Origin of the sequence: Streptomyces sp. Ag109_O5-10 (assembly GCF_900105755.1) — a bacterium.
GTDB lineage: Bacteria > Actinomycetota > Actinomycetes > Streptomycetales > Streptomycetaceae > Streptomyces.
Window position 1 is genome coordinate 7,458,937 of record NZ_FNTQ01000001.1, and the last position, 19,417, is coordinate 7,478,353.

A 19,417-nucleotide genomic window follows, 5' to 3' on the forward strand; every position below is an offset into this window, starting at 1 on the left:
CCTGTGAACTGATCATGTCAACGGGGGGCGTGAGTGATGTTGCGTCGTGGTAGGCCACGGTCGAGATCCGCGCGGGGGGTGGCGCTCGGCCTGAGTGCGGCCCTGACGGGCGCGCTGCTACACCTGGGAGCGCTTCCGGCGGTGGCCGCGCCCGGTACCTCGTCGGTGGCGGACAGCAGCGCCCGGGGAGGTGCGGCAGCGCGGGCCACGGCCGACGCGTCCACCGCCACCACCGAGGAGGAAGCACTCGCGGCGGCCAAGCGGAGCGGAAAGAACGTCGAGGTGCTCTCGCTGCGCGGCGAGAGCAGCGACACCTTCGCCACCCCGGGCGGTCATCTGGAGGCCCGGGAGTACCTGCGCCCGGTCCGCACCCGGATGGACGGCACCTGGCGGCCGGTCGACACCGCGCTGGCCAAGGCCGGCGACGGCATGGTGGCGCCCCAGGCGGCCACCGTCGGACTGGAGTTCTCCGGCGGCGGCACCGGGCGTCCGCTGGTCCGGCTGGAGCGCGCGGGCCGCACACTCGAACTCTCCTGGCCCGGTACCGTGCCCGCCCCGGCCCTCGACGGCGACACCGCCGTCTACCGCGACATCCTTCCCGACGTCGACCTGCGCCTCGGCGCCCAGGCGGACGGCTTCACCCAGCTCCTCGTGGTGAAGTCGGCCGCGGCCGCCCAGAGCGACGCCCTCGCCCAGCTGCGGCTGAAGCTGGACGCCGACGGCATGGCGGTCGACGAGACCGCGACCGGCGGCCTCCAAGCCGTCGACAAGGGGGCGGGTGGTGTCGTCTTCGAGGCGCCCACACCAGTGATGTGGGACTCCAGCACGGGCGCCTCCGGCACGGGCGTCTCCGGCACGGGCACGTCCGGTGCCCGTGCCTCCGGGACCGGCGCCTCCGGCGCCAAGGCCGCAGGGCAGGCCGAGCCCGCCGTGGCGCGGGCGGCCTCGTCCGCCGTGACCGCGGCCGCCGACCCCACCGCCGCGCCCGGCGGCGACGAACCCACCGCCGCCGAGTCCGGGCGCGTCGCTCCGGTCGGCGTCACCGTCGCCGACAGCGGTGGCACCCTCGTCCTCACGCCGGACAAGAAGCTGCTGACCGGCGACGACACCCGCTACCCCGTCTACATCGACCCGCAGTGGTACTCGCCCAAGGCCACCTCCTGGACCATGGTGTCCCGGTACTGGGCGAGCTCCCCGCAGTGGAAGTTCAACGGTGACTCCGACGCCGGCCTCGGCTACTGCGGCTGGGACTACTGCGCCCCGTACGACGTGAAGCGGCTCTTCTACCAGATCCCGACCACGAAGTTCGCCGGCCGCTCCATCCTGTCCGCCGAGTTCGTCGTCCACGAGACCCACGCGGCCTCCTGCCAGAAGCGCGAGGTCCAGCTCTGGCGGACCAAGACCATCTCCTCGTCCACCACCTGGAACAGCCAGGACAACTCCGACTTCTGGATCGACCGGCTCAAGACCCTCAGCTTCGCCTACGGCTTCGACGGCTGCGCCGCCGCCGACGCGGAGTTCGACGTGAAGGACGCCGTCGCCACCGCCGCGGCCAAGAAGTGGCCGACCATCACCTTCGGGATGAAGGCGAGCGACGAGGGCGACCGCTACACCTGGAAGCGGTTCTCCGACGACGCCTACCTGCGCGTGCAGTACAACCGCGCCCCCGACAAGATCGGCCTCTCCCAGCTCACCATGAGCCCGGGCGGCCCCTGTGTGGCCGCCGACAAGATGCTGCACATCCGTTCCGCGGGGAGCATCCGCGCCAACGACGTCACCGACCCCGACGGCGATCCGGTCTCCGTCCAGTTCCAGGCGTCCTGGGACGCGGGCGACGGCGCCGGCTGGAAGGCCCGCTGGACCTCGGCCCGGACCACCAGCAAGAAGAGCGGCTCCGACTTCTCCCTGCCGCTGTCCAGCTCCATCCCCAAGAACAAGCACGTGGAATGGCACGTCCGCTCCTACGACGGCGCCCAGTGGTCGGCCTGGAGCTACACCGGTTCCCACGGCTGCCACTTCCTGTACGACACGGGCATCCCGGCCGGGCCGTCGATCACCTCCGCGCAGTACGGCCCCTCCGACTCCGAGGACCCGAACGACCCCTGGTGGGACGGCGTCGGACGGTACGGCACCTTTTCCATCGACACCACCTCCACCGACGTCACCAAGTACTGGTTCGGCCTCAACTCCTCGCCCACCAGCGCCAACACGCTGACCACCTCGGGCGGCGGCGCCAAGACGATCAAGTTCATGCCCACCAAACCGGGCGTCAACTTCATCACCGCGCAGGCCTTCGACGCGGCCGGCAACCCCTCCGAACCCACCACCTACAGCTTCCGGGTACGTTCCGGACAGCCCGACCGGCTGTCCTGGCAGCTGGACGAGAACGCCGGGGCGACCAGCGCCTTCGGCGCGGGCGGTGACTGGCCGGCCGACCTGCACGGAGCCACGCCCGGCGCGGCCGGCGTCTCCGGCCAGAGCCTGACCTTCAACGGCACCAGCGACTACGCCGCCACCGACTCGCCCGTCCTCAACACCGGCAAGAGCTTCTCGGTGTCCCTGTGGGCCAGGCTGCCGGGCACAGACCCGGGCCGACCGGTCGTCGCGCTGTCCCAGGGCGGCCAGAACCACAGCGGCTTCGAGGTCTACTACTCGTCGACACTGGGCGGCTGGGTTTTCCTGCGGCACACCGACGACGCCTCCTCCGGCGGCGACGCCGCGCGCGCCGTCCAGCCCGCCTGCGCCGCCGGTGACACGGCGTGCACCACCGCCCGGCTGGGCGGCTGGACCCATCTCGTCGGCGTCTTCGACAACCCCAACCACGTCGTCAAGCTGTACGTGGCCGGCAAGCTCGTCGGCAGCGCGCCCTTCACCACCCCGTGGGACGCCCGGGGCGGCACCGTCCTCGGCGCGACCCGCCTCTACGGCACCCTGTCCAACTACTTCCCCGGCTCGCTCGACGAGGTCCAGCTCTTCGACTACCAGCTCACCGACGCCCAGGTGACCGAGCTGGCAGCCCGGCAGCCGGTCGACACCGGCCGGCCCGCCAAGCTGGTCTGGCCGCTGGACGAGCCCGCCGGCGCCACCGAGGTGACCGGCCGCGGCCAGCCCGTCGGCGCCGTCCTCAAGGGCGGCGCCACGGCGGGCACCACAGGGGTGAACGGACGGGCCCTGACCTTCGACGGCGTCGACGACTACGCCACCGCAGGCCGCCCCGCCCTGGACACCTACCAGAGTTTCGCGGTCTCCGCCTGGGTCCGGCTGCCCAAGGACAAGGAGGCCAGGTCCATGATCGCTGTCTCCCAGCTCGGGTCCGTGCGGCGCAGCTTCGAGCTCTACCACTCCTCCGCGCTGGGCGGCTGGGTCTTCACCCGGCCCGAGTCCGACACCGCGGACGGGGCCCTGGTCCGCGCCACCCAGACCGCCTGCCCGGCGAACACCGACTGCGCGGCCGGCCGGTTCGGCGAGTGGAACCACGTGGTGGGCGTCTACGACGCCGACGCCGCCCAGCTCCAGCTCTACGTCAACGGCGTCCTGCAGGCCAGCACGCCCTACACCTACCGCTGGTCCTCCGAGGGCCCGCTGACCATCGGTACCGGACTCACCACCGCCGGCGGGGTCACCTCCCCGCTCAAGGGCGACGTGGACGACGTACGGCTGTACGACCGTGCCGTCTCCGGCGACGAGGTGCGGCAGCTGTTCAAGCAGCGCCCGCTGATCGGCGCCCGCTGGAAGTTCGAGTCGGCCCCCGGCACCCCGCCGGTCACCCCGGACGCCTCCGCGACCGGCGCCGGCATGACCCTCTACAACGGTGCCGCGACCGGCTCCGGCTGGGTCGACGGCGGACTGACCCTGGACGGCGTCAACGACTACGCGGCCACCGCGAGCGGGGTCCCGACCATCGACACCAGCGCCAGCTTCACCATCAGCGCGTTCGTGCAGGCCGCCGCCCAGCCCGCCGGGAACGTCACCCTGGTCAGCGCGCCCGGCACCAACAAGAACGCGTTCGCCGTGCGGTACGTGCCGGCTTCGGACACCGATCCGGGACGCTGGCGTATCGAGACCGCGGACACGGACACCACGAGCGCCGCCACCACCCAGGTGGAGAACGGACAGTTCTTCAGCGTCCAGGACTGGACCCACCTCGCGGTCGTCTACGACGGATTCGCCCACGACCTCAAGCTCTACGTCAACGGCGAACTCCAGGACGTGGCCTGCGCGGACACCGACGGGGACGGCGATCCGGACGTGGCCGGCTGCACGGACATCGACTCCTCCGGCGAGAACGTCGTGACCTTCAAGGCAGTCCAGAACCTCCAGCTCGGCCGCGTCCAGACCGGCCCCACCACCGGGAGCGAGTACTTCCCCGGCACGGTGTCGGACCTGTGGACCTTCCAGGGCGCACTGAACGACACGCAGATCAGCCATCTCGCCGTCGGCATGCCGGGCGTCGAGACCGCCGTACCCAGCGGCGACTGACCCCGTCCGGCCCATCCGGACCAGGCTCGTTCGACACGCCCCACCGGGTGCCGTATCGCACAGTGCGGTACGGCACCCGGTGGGGCGCACAGGGGACCCCGAGGGATGACCATGAGACCCGAAGCACGCAGGCTTGCCCGCCTGTTCCGCACACCACGACGCAGAATCGCCCTGGCCACCGCCTCGGTGCTGACCGCCACCCTGCTCCAGGGCGTCACCGCACCGGCCGTCGCCGAGGGCTGGCACCGGCCCGCGCTGCCCGCCTCCGAGCCGCCGGTCGCCGGTGGCCCGGCTGGCAAGGCGCTGCCGCGCAAGGTCATGAAGATCCCGCGCACCCCGCAGCAGCCGCCGGCGACCGCCTGGCCGAAGCCGGGCGCGGCGACGGTCACGCTCGGCTCGAAGCCGGCCCGGGCGAAGGGCCTGCCGCTCACCCTGGCCGCCAAGGTCGCCACCGCCGGGGGCGCCGGCGGCAAGGTCGCCGCCCGTGTCCTCGACCGCGCCTTCGCCCGGAAAGCCGGCCTGAACGGCCCCGTCTTCACCCTGCGTGCCGGCAGCGCGAAGGACGCCGGCCGGGTCCGCGCCGGGCTCGACTACTCCTCCTTCGCCGGCGCCTACGGCGGTGGCTATGCCGACCGGCTCCGCCTCGTCGAACTGCCCGCCTGTGTGCTGACCAGCCCGCAGAAGCCGCAGTGCCGCACCACCGAGCCGGTGGACACGGTCAACGACCCCGAGACCCGTACCCTCACCGCGAAGGCCGTCACCCTCAGCGCCTCGTCGGCCACCGTGCTCGCCGCGGTCGCCGGCTCCAGCAGCGGTCTCGGCGACTACAAGGCCACCTCCCTGTCCGCCTCCGCCACCTGGAGCACCGACCTCAACAGCGGCTCGTTCGCCTGGTCGTACCCCCTGGCGGTGCCCCAGGTGCCCGGCGGGCTGGTCCCCAAGCTCTCCCTGTCGTACTCCTCCGGCGCCGTCGACGGCCGTACCGGCAACACCAACAACCAGTCCTCCTGGGTAGGCGACGGCTTCGACCTGTCACCCGGGTACATCGAGCGCCGCTACAAGGGCTGCTCCGACGACGACGTCAAGAACGCCGACGGCAACGTGCCCGGCGACCTGTGCTGGGGCTACGACAACGCGGTGCTCCAACTCAACGGAACCGGAGGCGAGTTGGTGCCGAGCGGCACCAACACCTGGAAGCTGAAGGACGACGACGGCACCAAGGTCGAGCGGATCTACGGCTCCACCTCCGACGTGCGCTCCAACGGCGCCCGCAACGACGAGTACTGGCGGGTGACCACCCCCGACGGCACCCAGTACTACTTCGGCTACAACCGGCTGCCCGGCTGGGCCGGCGGCAACGCGACCACCGACTCCACCTGGACCGTCCCCGTCTACGGCGACGACTCCGGTGAACCCTGCCACGCGGCCGCCTTCGCCGACTCCTGGTGCCGGCAGGGCTGGCGCTGGAACCTGGACTACGTCGTGGACACCCACGGCAACGCCGTCGCCTACTACTACGACAAGGAGACCAACGCCTACGGCCGCAACCTCAAGCCGGCCGACGACACCCCCTACGTGCGCGGCGGCACCCTGGACCATATCGAGTACGGCCTGAAGTCCACCTCCGTGTACTCGGCGAAGGCCCTGGCCAAGGTCGACTTCACCAGCTCCGAGCGGTGCATCCCGGACAGCTCCACGGACTGCTCCTCGATCTCCAAGGACGCCTTCCACTGGTACGACACCCCGTGGGACATGAACTGCGACGCAGGGACCGACTGCGACAAGGGCCGGGTCTCCCCGGCGTTCTTCACCCGTAAGCGGCTCACCGGCGTCACCACCGAGGTGCTCGCGTCCGGCTCCTACAGCAAGGTCGACGACTGGAAGCTCACCCACCGCTGGGGCCAGGCCGACATCGACTACCAGCTGCTGCTCGACTCCATCCAGCGCACCGGGCACGACGGCACCAGCTCCGTCACCCTGCCGAAGGTCACCTTCGCCTACACCCAGCTCGCCAACCGGCTCGACAAGACCGGCGACGGCTGGGCGCCCTTCATCAAGGCCCGGCTGTCCACGATCGACGACGAGTCCGGCGGCCAGATCGACGTCGGCTACTCCGCCCCGGCCTGCGACTTCGACGCGCTGCCGACCCCGGAGACCAACACCACCCGCTGTTTCCCGCAGTACATCGGCGGTGACGCCACCACCGACCCCGAGCGGCAGTGGTTCAACAAGTACGTCGTCTCCACGGTCACCTCGACCGACCGTACCGGCGGAGCCCCCGACCAGGTCACCATGTACGACTACCTGGACGGCGCCGCCTGGCACTACGACGACACCGACGGCATGACCGAGGACAAGTTCAAGACCTGGTCCGACTGGCGCGGCTACGGCCACGTCCGGGTGCGCACCGGCGGCCAGGGCGGCGCCGCGGCCATGAAGACGCAGACCGACAGCTACTTCCTGCGCGGCATGGACGGCGACCGCAAGAACACCTCAGGTGGTACCAAGGACGTCACCGTCACCCTGGACCCCGGCGAGGGCGACCCGATCACCGACCACGCCTCGACGGCCGGGTTCGGCTACAAGACCGTCACCTACTCGGGACCCGACGGCAAGGTCCTCGCCAAGACGGTGAACCGCCCCTGGCACAACGAGACCGCGAAGAAGGTCCGCAACTGGGGCACCGTCACCGCCGACCTCACCGGCACCGAGAACACCAGGACCTGGACCTCCCTGGACGACGGCGCGGGCGCCAAGTGGCGCACCACCTCCCTCACCAACACCTTGGACCCGGCGACCGGCCTGATCACCCGGATCGACGACGCCGGTGACACGTCCACCACGGACGACGACCAGTGCACCCGCTCCACCTACGTCGCCGGCAGCGTCGTCCTCAACACCCCGGTGCGCGTCGAGACCGTCGCCAAGGCGTGCGACGCCGCCACCAGCCGGCCCGCCGACGTCGTCTCCGACACCCGCACCGCCTACGACGGCGGCGCCTACGGGGCGGCGGCCACCAAGGGCGACGCCACCCGGGTCGCCAAGCTCAAGAAGTACGACGGCACCACGGCCGTCTACGTGGAGTCCGGCTCCGGCTACGACGGCTACGGCCGGCTGCTGACCACCACCGACCTGACCGCCGACGTCACCGTCACCGCCGCGGGCACACTCACCCGCACCGCGCGTTCGGACGGCCGTACCACCACCACCGCCTACAACCCGACCACGGGCTTCGCCGCCTCCTCCACCCTCACCAACCCGCCGGTCACCCCGGGCGACGGCAGCACCGCCACGACCACCACCCAGACCTTCGACGCGCTGCGCGGCCAGACGCTGACCCAGACCGACACCAACGGCAGGGTCACGACGTACGCGTACGACGCGCTGGGCCGCACCACCAAGGTCTGGCTGGCCGACCGGACCACGAGCCAGACCCCCAGCTACGAGTTCACCTACACGATCGACGACCAGAAGGCGGTCGCCGTCGGCACCAAGGTCATCGGCAACAACGGCGCCCAGGACACCTCTTACGTCTTCTACGACGGCTTCCTGCGCCCCCGTCAGACCCAGGCGCCCGGCCCCCGGGGCGGCACCCTCCTCACCGACACCTTCTACGACGAACGCGGCCAGGTGACCAAGGAGTTCGCCTCCTACTACACCGACACCACCGCGCCCTCCACGACGATGTTCAAGCCCGAGAACGCGCTGAGCGTGGAGACGCAGAACCGCTACACCTACGACGGTCTGGGCCGGCAGACCGAGCTGCGGCAGATCGCCGGCAGCGGCGACGGCGGCGCGGTCCTCGGCATCACCAGAACCGTCTACGGCGGCGACCGCACCACCGTCATCCCGCCGGCCGGCGGCACCGCCACCACCACCCTCAACGACTCGCGCGGCCGGACCACCGAGATCCGTGAACTGCACGCCCGCGCCCCCGAGGCCGCGTATGACACCACCGCCTACCAGTACAGCCCGGGCGGCGAGCTGACCAGGGTCACCGATCCGGGCGGCAACTCCTGGACCTGGACGTACGACCTGCTCGGCCGGCTCACCGACACCACCGACCCGGACAAGGGCGCCACCCACACCGAGTACGACGACCGCGGGCTCGTGACCACCACCAAGGACGCCCGCAACACCGTCCTGGCCTACGTCTACGACGGCCAGGGCCGCAGGACCGAACTGCACGACGGCTCCGCCACCGGCACCCTGCGCGCCAAGTGGGTCTACGACACCGTCAGCGGCGCCAAGGGCCAACTGGCCGAGTCCGTCCGCTACAGCGGCGGGCAGGCGTACAGCACCAAGGTCCTCGCGTACGACCGTCTGTACCGCCCGCAGCGCACCCAGGTGACGATCCCCTCCAACGAGGGCGCCCTGGCCGGCACCTATCTGTCGACCACCACCTACAACGCCTCCGGGACCGTGCAGGGCGTCGGCTACCCCAAGGCCGGTTCGCTGGCGGCCGACACGTTCACCTACACCTACGAGAACGGCACCCAGCGGCCGATCGCCGTCAGCGGCCCGAAGAACCTGAAGGGCTCGACGGCCTACAGCGACACCGGCAAGCCGCTGCAGTACGTCTTCTCTGCGAACGGCGGCAAGGAGACGATCGAGACCAACACCTACCAGTGGGGAACCCGGCGGCTCGAGACCTCGGACGTGAGCCGGCAGGACATCGCCGGGGTCGACCAGCACAACACGTACAGGTACGACGAGGCCGGCAACGTGCTGTCCGTCTCGGACACCTCACGCTCCGGCACCGACAACCAGTGCTTCACCTACGACTACCTCGGCCGACTGACCGAGGCGTGGACCCAGCCGACCACCGGCTGCGCCACCGACCCGTCCTCCGGGGTCCTGGGCGGCCCGGCGCCGTACTGGACGTCGTACTCCTACGACGTCGTCGGCAACCGGCTCACCGAGACCCGGCACGCCACGGCCTCCGGGGCCTCGGACACCCAGCGCGTCTACCACTACCCGAAGCCCGGCTCCCACAAGCTGGACTCGGTGGACACCACGACCGGCACGGTCAAGTCCACCGACAGCTTCACCTACGACGACATCGGCGACACCCACACCCGGCTGCTCGGTGACGGCACCTCCCAGACCCTCGACTGGGACGCGGAAGGCCATCTGGCCAAGGTGACCCAGCCGGTGGCGGGCGGCAGCGACAAGGTCACCGAATACCTGTACGACGCCGACGGCGACCGGCTGATCGGCCGCAGCCCGACCGAGACCACGCTCTACCTCGGCGGGTCCGAGATCACCCTGGCCAAGGGCGCGAGCGCGGCGAAGGGCACCCGGTACTTCGACCTCGGCGGCGGCCACCAGGCCGTCCAGCAGGACGACGGGACGATCTCCTTCACCCTGGCCGACCACCACGGCACGGCCCAGCTCTCCGTCAACGCCGACACCCAGGCCCTCACCCAGCGCCGCACCGAGCCCTTCGGCGACACCCGCGGCACCGCGCCGGGCAACTGGCCCGGCACCAAGGGCTTCGTCGGCGGCACCGCGGACAAGGCGACCGGCCTGACCCATCTCGGCGCGCGCGAGTACGACCCGGCGACCGGCCGCTTCCTGTCGGTCGACCCGGTCTTCACGGCCACCGACCCGCAGCAGATGCACGGCTACACCTACGCCGACAACAACCCGCTGACCTACTCCGACCCGGCGGGCACGGAGATCGGCTCCAAGCCCAACTCCTGCCAGTACGACCTCAAGTACTGCAGCAAGCACGAGCAGCAGGAAGTCGGCTACGACCCGAAGACCGGCACGAGCGACTACCACCGCGGCAACATCTACAAGCGCGCCCACGCCCGGCAGAAGGCCTGGACGGCCGACAACACCCCCGTCACCAACGACATCGACAAGCTCCAGAACTACTGGGCGAGCATGATGGACGGGGAGTTCACGGACGACTTCTGGGACAACCCCGTCTACGAGTCCAAGAAGGCCGGCTCCGCCTGCTACGGGCGCGAAGGCTGCCGTCAGGCCTACCTCTACGTCCTCCACAACGGCGACGACGCCGACGCGGCGACCGCGAAGGAGATCGCGGCCACCTACTGCGTGTACAACGCCGACCAGTGCGCGGACGAGGCCAAGGAGGTGGCGCGCGGCAAGGTCATCGAGGGCATGGTCAACGACGCCCTGCTCGCCTACATCGGCGGCGCGGCCGGTGCGGAACGCCCACGCCCCTGCAACAGCTTCGTCCCGGGTACGGCGGTCCTCATGGCCGACGGCACGACCAAGCCGATCGAGGACGTGAAGACCGGCGACAAGGTCCTCGCCACCGACCCGAAGACCGGCCGCACCGAGGTCAAGACGGTCACCGCGGAGATCCTCGGCAAGGGGCTCAAGCACCTGGTCCGCATCACCCTGACCGTCAAGGACAAGAAGGGCGAGAAGCGAACCGTCTCGGTCACCGCGACGGACGGCCACCCCTTCTGGGTCCCGGAGCTGCGCAGGTGGATCGACGCCACCGACCTCACCACGAGCGAGTCACTGCGCACCGTCACGGGCACCGAGGTACGCATCACCGCGATCCAGCGCTGGACCAAGCAGGCCACGGTCCACAACCTCACCGTGGCCGATCTGCACACGTACTATGTGCTGGCGGGAGCCACGCCGGTCCTGGTGCACAACGCGACTCCGTGCGGACCCTCAGTCGGAGCCGGTGCCGATCTGACGAACCTCAGCGGTTCGGAGATCAAGCGGATCCAGAACGCGGCCAACCGTATCGGCAGGCCCATCTCGGTTGTCGGGAGCCGGACGCTGGGGCCGCGCGCGGCGGGCAACCCGGACGGGTGGGGACATGAGTCGGACTGGGACTACGTGATCACGGGGATCAACAGCCGTACCAAGCACTCCGTGTCGAGTTCGCTGCCGAAGGCCGACATCACGGTGGGTATCGGCCGCCAGCAGGACATATTCACCGGTCCGCTCGACACGAACAGGCCGCACATCACCTTCTACCCTCAGGGGAACTGATGACTGACCAGGAACATCCGGCCACGGTCCTCGCCGTCCAGGGCAACTTCTCCGTGGTCCACGTGCAGGGTCGCCGGTATCCGGCGCTGGCGGTCCAGGGGGACTCGCTGAAGGTTCTCCAGGAAGCGGTCGAGGGTCTGGCAGCCGATCTGGCCTCGGGGGAGCTCGAGGACGCGAAGTTCTCCCTGGGGGAGATCCGCGAGCAGCTCTCGTCGATGCTGGCGGTCTACGAGACGGCCCTGGGTGAAGCGGGGCTCGGCCTTCCGTACGTGCGCTGAGTCGTCGGACTCGACCGCGGATCCGAGGAGCCCCGGCGGGGAAATCGCCGGGGCTCCTGCGGCTCTACAGGTACTTCTTCAGCTCCCGCCGCGCCAGCGACCGCTGGTGCACCTCGTCCGGGCCGTCGGCGATCATCAGGGTGCGGGCCCCGGCGTACAGGTCGGCCAGCGGGAAGTCCTGGCTGACGCCGCCCGCGCCGTGCAGCTGGATCGCGCGGTCGATGATGCCGACGACCGCACGCGGCGTGGCGATCTTGATGGCCTGGATCTCGGTGTGGGCGCCCCGGTTGCCGACGGTGTCCATCAGCCAGGCGGTCTTGAGGACCAGCAGCCGCAGCTGCTCGACCGTCACCCGGGCGTCGGCGATCCAGTTGTGCACCACGCCCTGCTGGGCGAGCGCCTTGCCGAAGGCCTGGCGGGAGACGGCGCGGCGGCACATCAGCTCGATCGCCCGTTCGGCCATGCCGATCAGCCGCATGCAGTGGTGGATCCGGCCCGGGCCGAGCCGGGCCTGGGCGATGGCGAAGCCGCCGCCCTCCTCGCCGACCAGGTTCGTCACCGGCACGCGCGCGTGGTCGAAGACCACCTCGGCGTGGCCGCCGTGGGAGTGGTCCTCGTAGCCGAAGACCTTCATCGCCCGCTTCACGGTGACGCCCGGGGTATCGCGCGGGACCAGGACCATGGACTGCTGACGCCGGATGTCCGCGCCGTCCGGGTCGGTCTTGCCCATCACGATGAAGATCTTGCAGTCCGGGTTCATCGCCCCGGAGATGTACCACTTGCGGCCGGTGATCACGTACTCGTCGCCGTCGCGCTCGATGTACGTGGTGATGTTGGTGGCGTCGGAGGAGGCCACCTCCGGCTCGGTCATGGCGAACGCGGAGCGGATCTCACCGGCGAGGAGCGGCTCCAGCCACTGCTTCTTCTGCGCGTCGTCGGCGAACTGGGCCAGCACCTCCATGTTGCCGGTGTCCGGGGCCGCGCAGTTCAGCGCGGTGGGCGCCAGGTGCGGGGAGCGGCCGGTGATCTCGGCGAGGGGCGCGTACTGGAGGTTGGTGAGGCCCGCGCCGTACTCGGCGTCGGGCAGGAAGAGGTTCCACAGGCCCTGCCTGCGCGCCTCGGCCTTCAGCTCCTCGACCACCGCCGGGGTGTCCCACGGCGAGTCCAGCGCCGCGCGCTGCTCCTCGGCGACCGCCTCGGCCGGGTAGACGTACTCGTCCATGAAGGCGAGCAGCTTGGCGCGCAGTTCCTCGGTGCGCGCGTCGAACGCGAAGTCCATGGCCGGTCAGCCTTCCTGAAGAGTGGTCAGTCCGTGGTCGATGAAGACGGGGACGAGATCGCCGATCCGGTCGAAGCCCTGCCCGAGCGTCTGGCCCTGCGTGTACCGGTAGTGGATGCCCTCCAGGATCACGGCGAGCTTGAACCAGGCGAACGCCGTGTACCAGGAGATGTTCGAGACGTCCCGCCCCGAGCGGGCCGCGTACCGCTCCACCAGTTCCCGCGGCTCCGGATGGCCCGGCGCCTCGGCGGTCGTCGACACCGGCGAGTCCGGCGCGCCCAGCGGCAGGCTGTACATCACCAGCAGGCCCAGGTCGGTCAGCGGGTCGCCGAGCGTGGACATCTCCCAGTCGAGGATCGCCCTGATCCGGTCGTCGTCGCCGATCAGGACGTTGTCGAGGCGGTAGTCGCCGTGGATCACCGTGGGCGCGGGGGACTCGGGCAGGCGGCGGCCCAGGGTCGCGTGCAGCTCGTCGATGCCGGCCAGCTCACGGTTGCGGGAGGCGTCCAGCTGCTTGCCCCAGCGGCGCAGCTGGCGGTCCAGGAAGCCCTCCGGGCGGCCGAAGTCGGCGAGGCCGACCTCCGCGGGGTCCACGGCGTGCAGTTCGACGAGCGTGTCCACCAGGGACAGCACGGCGTTGCGGGTGCGCTCGGGGCCGAGCGGGGCGAGCTGCTCGGAGGTGCGGTACGGAGTGCCGTCCACGAACTCCATCACGTAGAACGGCGCCCCGAGGACGTCCTCGTCCTCGCACAGCAGCACCGGGCGCGGCACCGGGACCTCGGTCGGGTAGAGCGCGCTGATCACCCGGTGCTCGCGCCGCATGTCGTGCGCGGTGGCCAGGACATGGCCGAGCGGCGGCCGCCGTACGACCCACTTCGACGCGGAGTCGGAGACCGCGTAGGTGAGGTTCGACCGTCCGCCCTCGATCAGCCTTCCGGTGAGCGGACCGGTCACCAGGCCGGGGTGCTCGCGGTCCAGCAGGCCGCGCAGCCGGTCGAGATCGAGTCCGGGCGGGTGGTCGGGGCTCATGCATCGCTCCTACGAACGAACGAACAGGACCCGACTCATGATGCCGACCAGTCGGTATGTCGTCCAGCGCGTGAGCCAAACGTGACCGGGACCACCCTACGGCCCGAACGGCGGGAGACGGCTCCCCGCGCGCGCGGCGCGGGGGGCCGTCACGGCCGGGGGCGGCTCAGTGGTCGTCCCAGTGGCCGTCGTGCTCGGCGTGCCGGTGGCCGTCGTGCAGGTAGTCGATGTGGTCGCCGTGCAGCACGCCGGTGTGCCCGCAGCCGTCGCCGTGCCGGTGCTCGTGCGCCTCGTGGGTGATGTGACCGTCCGGCTCGCACTCGTCCCAGTGGCCGCCGTGCTCGCGGTGCAGATGCCCGTTGTGCGCGTAGTCGACGTGGTCGCCGTGCGGCACCTGGTCGTGCCCGCAGTCCGGACCGTGGCTGTGGCCGTGCGCGGTGTGTTCCTGATGAAGGGTGGTGGTCATGGTGCTCGCCTTCAGGGGGTGCGGGGTGTGCAAGGGTGCAGGACGAGGCGGTCAGGAGTGTGGCCTGATGCCGACGGACAGGCTGTCACGCAAACCGCGCATATGCGGGCATCCCGGTTGCGTGGCGTCCGAGTACCCCTGAGGGTCGGTTGCATGAAAGGCATCAGCTACAGCCGGTACGGCGGCCCCGAGGTACTGGAGTACGGCGAGGTCAAGGACCCGAAGGTCGGCCCCGACTCGGTGCTGGTGAAGGTCCGGGCGGCGGCCGTCAACCCGGTCGACTGGAAGTGCCGCGAGGGCCACCTGCACGGCATCCTGGACGCCGTCTTCCCGGTGATCCCCGGCTGGGACGTCTCCGGCGTCGTCGTCCAGCCGGGCCCCGCCGTCACCGAGTTCGCGGTCGGCGACGAGGTGATCGGTTACGTCCGCGAGGACTTCCTCTCCCGGGGCACGTTCGCCGAGTACGTCGCCGCCCCGGTGCGCACCCTCGCCCGCAAGCCGCGCAACCTCACCTTCGAGCAGGCCTCCGGGCTGCCGCTGGCCGGCCTCACCGCCTACCAGGTGCTGGTCCACGCCCTGGAGGTCAAGCGCGGCGAGACGGTCCTGGTGCACGCCGCCGCCGGCGGGGTCGGCTCGCTCGCCGTCCAGATCGCGGCCCACCTCGGCGCCCGGGTCATCGGCACGGCGAGCGAGCGCAACCACGACTTCGTCCGCGGCCTCGGCGGCGAGCCGGTGAGCTATGGCGCGGGCCTGGCCGAACGCGTGCGGGGACTGGCGCCCGAGGGCGTCGCCGCCGTCTTCGACACCATCGGCGGGGAGGCCCTGACCGTCTCGGCCAACCTGCTCGCCCCCGAGGGTCGCATGGCCTCGATCGCCGACCCGGACGTCGTCGACTTCGGCGGCCGCTACTGCTGGACCCGCCCCGACGCCGGGGACCTGACCCGGCTCACCGCGCTCGCGGAGCAGGGTGCGCTCACCGTCCATGTCACCGAGACGTTTCCGCTGAAGGCCGCGGCCGACGCGCAGCGCCGCAGCCAGGAGGGGCGGACCCGGGGCAAGCTGGTCGTCACCGTGGACTGGCCGGAGGAGGGCGAGGAAGGCTGACAGGGGGGAGAGGGGGCTGAGAGGGGACTGAGAGCGGGCTCTGAGAAGAAGGCTCCGAGAGGGGGCTACACCGCCAGTGCGGCGGCGCACAGGGCGATCGCGATGGTGCAGAGCACCGCTCCGGCCGCCTGCCGGGGCGTCAGCGCCGCGGGGCGGCCGCCGGCCGCGAGGGCGCGGATCCGGCGGTGGGCGACCAGCAGGAAGCCGAGCCAGCACACGCAGCAGGCGGCGCAGGCGACGACCCCGGCGGCCGAGGCACCGCCGTGCAGGGCGGTCTTCGCCGCGAGTACGGCGGCGACGGTCGCCGACAGGGTCGTACGGCGCCAGGCCAGCCGGGTCCGCTCCGGCTGCAGCCCGGGGTCGCGGGCCTGCTCCGGCTCCGTCATCCCTCCCACCCGACGAGCACGACGACGACCATCGCGACGGCGACCACCGCGACGACCACGCTGAGCAGTGCCGGGAACCGGGACACCGGGAGGTCCTCGCCGCGCCGCATCGCGCGCTCGCAGCGCATCCAGTGGTTCACGGCGCGCAGCGAGCACAGGACGCCTGCGGCGAGGAGCGCGAGGGCGAGGCCGACGCGCCAGCCGCGGCCGAGGTCGGGCAGGAACTGGTCCACGGCGAATCCGCCGCCGATGAGGGCGAGGGCGGTCCGCAGCCAGGCGAGGAAGGTCCGCTCGTTGGCGAGGGAGAAGCGGTAGTCGGGGGTCGTTCCTTCCCGCCGCACCTCTTCGGGGGCGAACCACAGACGGACGTTCCGCGCGAATTCGATCACGTGCCAGCAGCCTACCGGGGGGCCGCCGTGATCGTTCGGCCGCGGGTGCGTGAGGGCTGGCCGCGCAGTTCCTCCCCCAGCCTTCGGCCGGGGGCACCCCCAGCGCCCCTGGCGGGGCCTCGCAGTCGCGTCAGCCGGGGGAGGCACCCCCGCCGGTGCCGGTGAGCTTCCCCCGGCTCAGTCCCGCCACCCCCGCAGCCGCTCCCACGCCGCCAACCCGTCCGGCACCCATTCCCACTCCCCGAGGCGAGCGGACAACTCCTCGTCGGTCAGGAAGTCGTGCCACGCCACCTCCTCCACCTGTGGCCGCACCGGCAGCTCGCAGCGCACCTCGTACACCGCCGACCACCAGCTCTTCCCGGCGCCGTCGTCGTACAGGAACTTGAAGAGGAACGTCGGCCGGGGGAGCCCGCTCACGCCCAGCTCCTCCTCGGCCTCCCGCAGCGCCGCGTCGTCGTAGGACTCGCCCGCGCCGACCACACCGCCGACGAACATGTCGTACAGGGAGGGGAAGACCAGCTTGGTCGCGGTGCGGCGGTGGACGAAGACGCGGCCGGCGGCGTCGCGGGCCTGGATGAAGACGCAGCGGTGGCGCAGGCCCCGGGCGTACGCCTCGCCGCGCGGGGAGGTACCGGTCACCTGGTCGTTCTCGTCGACGATGTCGAGGATTTCGTCAGCAGCGCTCATGCCGTCATCCAAGCAGGTGGACGGCCGCGGGCGTCAGCGCGGCTGGAGGTCCAGCGACGGCTCCTTCGGCGCCGTACCGCGCGGCATCGCCGGGTGCAGCCCGAGCAGCACGATGCCCGCCACGATCGCCGCGAGCCCCGCCGCCTCCCAGGCCAGCGCCCCGGTGTCGGTGCGCAGCCGGTCCCCGAGGAAGCCGACCCCGCACAGGATCCCGGCGAGCGGCTGGGCCGCGGTGAGCGCGGGCAGCGAGTTGCGCAGCTCCGCCGTCTCGAACGCGCTCTGCACCAGGATCAGCCCGGTGACCCCGAGCACCAGCACGCCGTACGGCTGCCAGCCGGTCAGCACCTCCATGATGCCGCCCTCGGAGAAGCGGGTGCTGGTGACCCGGGTCAGGGCGTCCTGGACGCCGTAGAGCAGGCCGGCGGCGAGCGCGAGCAGCGTGGGTCCCGCGCTGAGGCGGGACCGTTTGGCGTAGGTGGTGAGCAGCAGGGCTATGCCCACCATCAGGCCGATGATCAGCCAGTGGCGCAGCGGGTTGGTGACGGCGTCGCCGCCGCGTGGCTGGCCCGCCAGGATGAACGACGTCACCCCGCCCGCGAGCAGGATCAGGCCGGCCCAGCCCTGGTGGCTGAGGCGATGCCTGGTCTGGTACCGGGAGAGCGCGAGGGCGAACAGCAGGTTCGTCGCGAGCAGTGGTTCGACGAGGGAGATCTCGCCCTTGCCGAGGGCGACGGCGCCGAGGATCATGCCGGCCGCCATCAGGCCGATGCCGCCGAGCCAGCGCGGCACCCGCATCAGGTCGAGCAGCAGGCGGGGCGAGAGGAAGTCGCTGAGCGGTGCCTTCTGGGCGACGTTCTGCTGGAGCACGAACCCGAAGCCCAGGCAACAGGCCGCGCTCACGGCGAGAATCAGTACCAGAACGGACACGCTGCGTACCTCGATCTGCGGCCGGGTTACGGAGTGCGTAGTGGCCGACTGTAGCGCTCCCGGAAAGGGATTGCTCCGGGAGTACCCGGAACCGGGCGGTTGACTCGGTCACGCCGCCCGGGCCACACCGGCGGGCGGATCGGGGCGGCAAACGCGACCCTATGGCCATGCTGCGCCGCCCGGGCTGCCCGCGCCATGGCGTACGCCACAGCCGGAACCCGGAGCCCCATCGACACCGTACGCCAACGGGCCGCGGCGCGCGTCAAGTTCCGCTTCGCACTGGGTAGTTGAACGGAGTACCAGCCCTGTTCGGCTTGACGCAAAGTCTTGGCTGGGGGTTTGCTGTGCGTGATCGGCCGATGGCAGCCCGACAACCAGGAAGTCCCGCGGTGCCCCCAACCCCGCCCCTCTTAGGCCCAGGCCCGGCCGTCGCAGGCCCGGGCCCGGCCGTCGCCGAAGGTCCCGGTGCGAGCCGCACGCCGGCGCATCCCCGGTGCGAGCACTGTCCCGACGACGCCCTCGACGACGTCGAACTCATCTCCGCGCGAGCCGCGTTGGCCCAGGGCCGCTGGCAGTCCGCCCGCTCGCTGTTGCTCCACACGGGTGACGACTGGGACCGCCGCGGCCACCGGGCGACCGTCCTCGCCGGCGAGCCCTACGCCATCGCCTGGGCCCGCGAGTGGCTGCTCGCCGAGCCCGGCTCCGCCGGCGCCGCCACCCTGTACGCCCTGACCCTGGTCCGGCGCGCCCTGCGGGGCAAGGAGGCGCCCGAGCGTGCCCGCGAGGCCTGCGCCCACGCCGCCGCGCTCGCCCCCGCGGACCCCACCCCGTGGCTCGGCCTCCTGCTGCTCGCCCGTCACCTGGGCACCGACGGGGAGACGCGCGGCGTCTTCGGCGAGGTGCGACGCCGCCATCCCGAGCACCACCACGCCCACCACCTGATGGCGGCCCGGATCGCGGAGACCGAGACCCGGGGGACGTACGAGCTGTGCGCCTTCGCGGAACGCGCCGCGGCCGAGGCCCCGGCCGACTCCCCGCTCGCCGTCCTGCCGGTCGTCGCGTACACCGAACGCCACCGGGTGCTCGCCGCCGGCGGCCGGGCCCCCGCCGACCCGGCCGCCGCCGGGCACTGGGCCGAGCCGTCCGCGCTGCGCGCCCTGGGCGCCGCGTTCGACTGGTGGCTGGAGTGGGGGATCGAGGAGCATCCCCGCCGGTACGTCGACCTCAACCACCTCGCCCACGCCACCTTCGGCGCCGGCCGGTACGCCGAGGCCGCGGCCCTCTTCCAGCGGATCGGCGGCCATGTCACCCCGGCACCCTGGTCGTATCCGGACCGCGACCCGTGCGAGGCGTTCCGGGCGGCCCGGGAGCGGACGCTGGGAGGCTGAGGGGAGGATCATGAGAAG

Annotated in this window: 12 protein-coding genes; 5 read left to right on the top strand and 7 right to left on the bottom strand. The window is 71.5% G+C overall.

Features of this window, described 5'->3' with window-relative positions; genetic code table 11:
* Window positions 1-141 precede the first annotated feature (141 nt).
* From BLW82_RS34020 to BLW82_RS34030, 3 genes are all read left to right on the top strand, one after another.
* The gene (locus tag BLW82_RS34020) at window positions 142-4,479 is read left to right on the top strand and encodes a LamG-like jellyroll fold domain-containing protein (RefSeq protein WP_256216036.1); all 4,338 of its coding nucleotides are present in this window, start codon (window positions 142-144) and stop codon (window positions 4,477-4,479) included.
* A 111-nt stretch (window positions 4,480-4,590) separates the two neighbouring features.
* Window positions 4,591-11,466 (top strand): polymorphic toxin-type HINT domain-containing protein, encoded by a 6,876-nt coding sequence (locus BLW82_RS34025; RefSeq protein WP_093508421.1) that lies wholly within the window; start codon window positions 4,591-4,593, stop codon window positions 11,464-11,466.
* The gene (locus BLW82_RS34030) at window positions 11,466-11,744 is read left to right on the top strand and encodes a DUF6959 family protein (protein WP_093504999.1); all 279 of its coding nucleotides are present in this window, start codon (window positions 11,466-11,468) and stop codon (window positions 11,742-11,744) included. Before BLW82_RS34025 ends, BLW82_RS34030 begins: the two co-directional genes overlap by 1 nt.
* A gap of 64 nt (window positions 11,745-11,808) precedes the next feature.
* Here BLW82_RS34030 and BLW82_RS34035 read toward each other — a convergent pair whose 3' ends face one another.
* From BLW82_RS34035 to BLW82_RS34045, 3 genes are all read right to left on the bottom strand, one after another.
* Window positions 11,809-13,023, bottom strand: coding sequence for an acyl-CoA dehydrogenase family protein (locus BLW82_RS34035; protein ID WP_093505001.1), 1,215 nt, complete (start codon window positions 13,021-13,023; stop codon window positions 11,809-11,811).
* 6 nt (window positions 13,024-13,029) lie between these two features.
* Entirely contained in the window at window positions 13,030-14,052 is a 1,023-nt protein-coding gene (locus BLW82_RS34040) for a phosphotransferase family protein (protein WP_093505003.1), read from the bottom strand.
* A 166-nt stretch (window positions 14,053-14,218) separates the two neighbouring features.
* Complete coding sequence (locus tag BLW82_RS34045; RefSeq protein ID WP_093505005.1) at window positions 14,219-14,518, bottom strand: hypothetical protein; 300 nt, start codon at window positions 14,516-14,518, stop codon at window positions 14,219-14,221.
* Between the two features lie 153 nt (window positions 14,519-14,671).
* Between BLW82_RS34045 and BLW82_RS34050 the strand changes: the two genes are divergently transcribed.
* Window positions 14,672-15,622 carry an NADP-dependent oxidoreductase gene (locus tag BLW82_RS34050; protein WP_093505007.1) on the top strand — a complete coding sequence of 317 codons (951 nt, stop codon included), beginning with the start codon at window positions 14,672-14,674 and terminating at the stop codon, window positions 15,620-15,622.
* 65 nt (window positions 15,623-15,687) lie between these two features.
* Here BLW82_RS34050 and BLW82_RS34055 read toward each other — a convergent pair whose 3' ends face one another.
* The 4 genes from BLW82_RS34055 to BLW82_RS34070 form a co-directional block, all read right to left on the bottom strand.
* Window positions 15,688-16,008, bottom strand: coding sequence for a DUF202 domain-containing protein (locus BLW82_RS34055; protein WP_093505009.1), 321 nt, complete (start codon window positions 16,006-16,008; stop codon window positions 15,688-15,690).
* Entirely contained in the window at window positions 16,005-16,397 is a 393-nt protein-coding gene (locus BLW82_RS34060; protein ID WP_093505011.1) for a YidH family protein, read from the bottom strand. Before BLW82_RS34060 ends, BLW82_RS34055 begins: the two co-directional genes overlap by 4 nt.
* A 177-nt stretch (window positions 16,398-16,574) precedes the next feature.
* Window positions 16,575-17,084 carry an NUDIX hydrolase gene (locus tag BLW82_RS34065; RefSeq protein WP_093505013.1) on the bottom strand — a complete coding sequence of 170 codons (510 nt, stop codon included), beginning with the start codon at window positions 17,082-17,084 and terminating at the stop codon, window positions 16,575-16,577.
* Window positions 17,085-17,117: 33 nt separating this feature from the next.
* Window positions 17,118-18,011 (bottom strand): DMT family transporter, encoded by an 894-nt coding sequence (locus BLW82_RS34070; protein ID WP_093505014.1) that lies wholly within the window; start codon window positions 18,009-18,011, stop codon window positions 17,118-17,120.
* 389 nt (window positions 18,012-18,400) lie between these two features.
* Between BLW82_RS34070 and BLW82_RS34075 the strand changes: the two genes are divergently transcribed.
* Window positions 18,401-19,399, top strand: coding sequence for a hypothetical protein (locus tag BLW82_RS34075; RefSeq protein ID WP_256216038.1), 999 nt, complete (start codon window positions 18,401-18,403; stop codon window positions 19,397-19,399).
* Window positions 19,400-19,417: the final 18 nt, after the last annotated feature.

Bases quoted from the DNA above. Each gene is read 5' to 3' on its own strand.
- BLW82_RS34025 (WP_093508421.1), top strand. From the start codon at position 4,591: ATGAGACCCGAAGCACGCAGGCTTGCCCGCCTGTTCCGCACACCACGA.
- BLW82_RS34045 (WP_093505005.1), bottom strand. From the start codon at position 14,518: ATGACCACCACCCTTCATCAGGAACACACCGCGCACGGCCACAGCCAC.
- BLW82_RS34040 (WP_093505003.1), bottom strand. From the start codon at position 14,052: ATGAGCCCCGACCACCCGCCCGGACTCGATCTCGACCGGCTGCGCGGC.
- BLW82_RS34050 (WP_093505007.1), top strand. From the start codon at position 14,672: ATGAAAGGCATCAGCTACAGCCGGTACGGCGGCCCCGAGGTACTGGAG.
- BLW82_RS34035 (WP_093505001.1), bottom strand. From the start codon at position 13,023: ATGGACTTCGCGTTCGACGCGCGCACCGAGGAACTGCGCGCCAAGCTG.
- BLW82_RS34055 (WP_093505009.1), bottom strand. From the start codon at position 16,008: ATGACGGAGCCGGAGCAGGCCCGCGACCCCGGGCTGCAGCCGGAGCGG.
- BLW82_RS34030 (WP_093504999.1), top strand. From the start codon at position 11,466: ATGACTGACCAGGAACATCCGGCCACGGTCCTCGCCGTCCAGGGCAAC.
- BLW82_RS34065 (WP_093505013.1), bottom strand. From the start codon at position 17,084: ATGAGCGCTGCTGACGAAATCCTCGACATCGTCGACGAGAACGACCAG.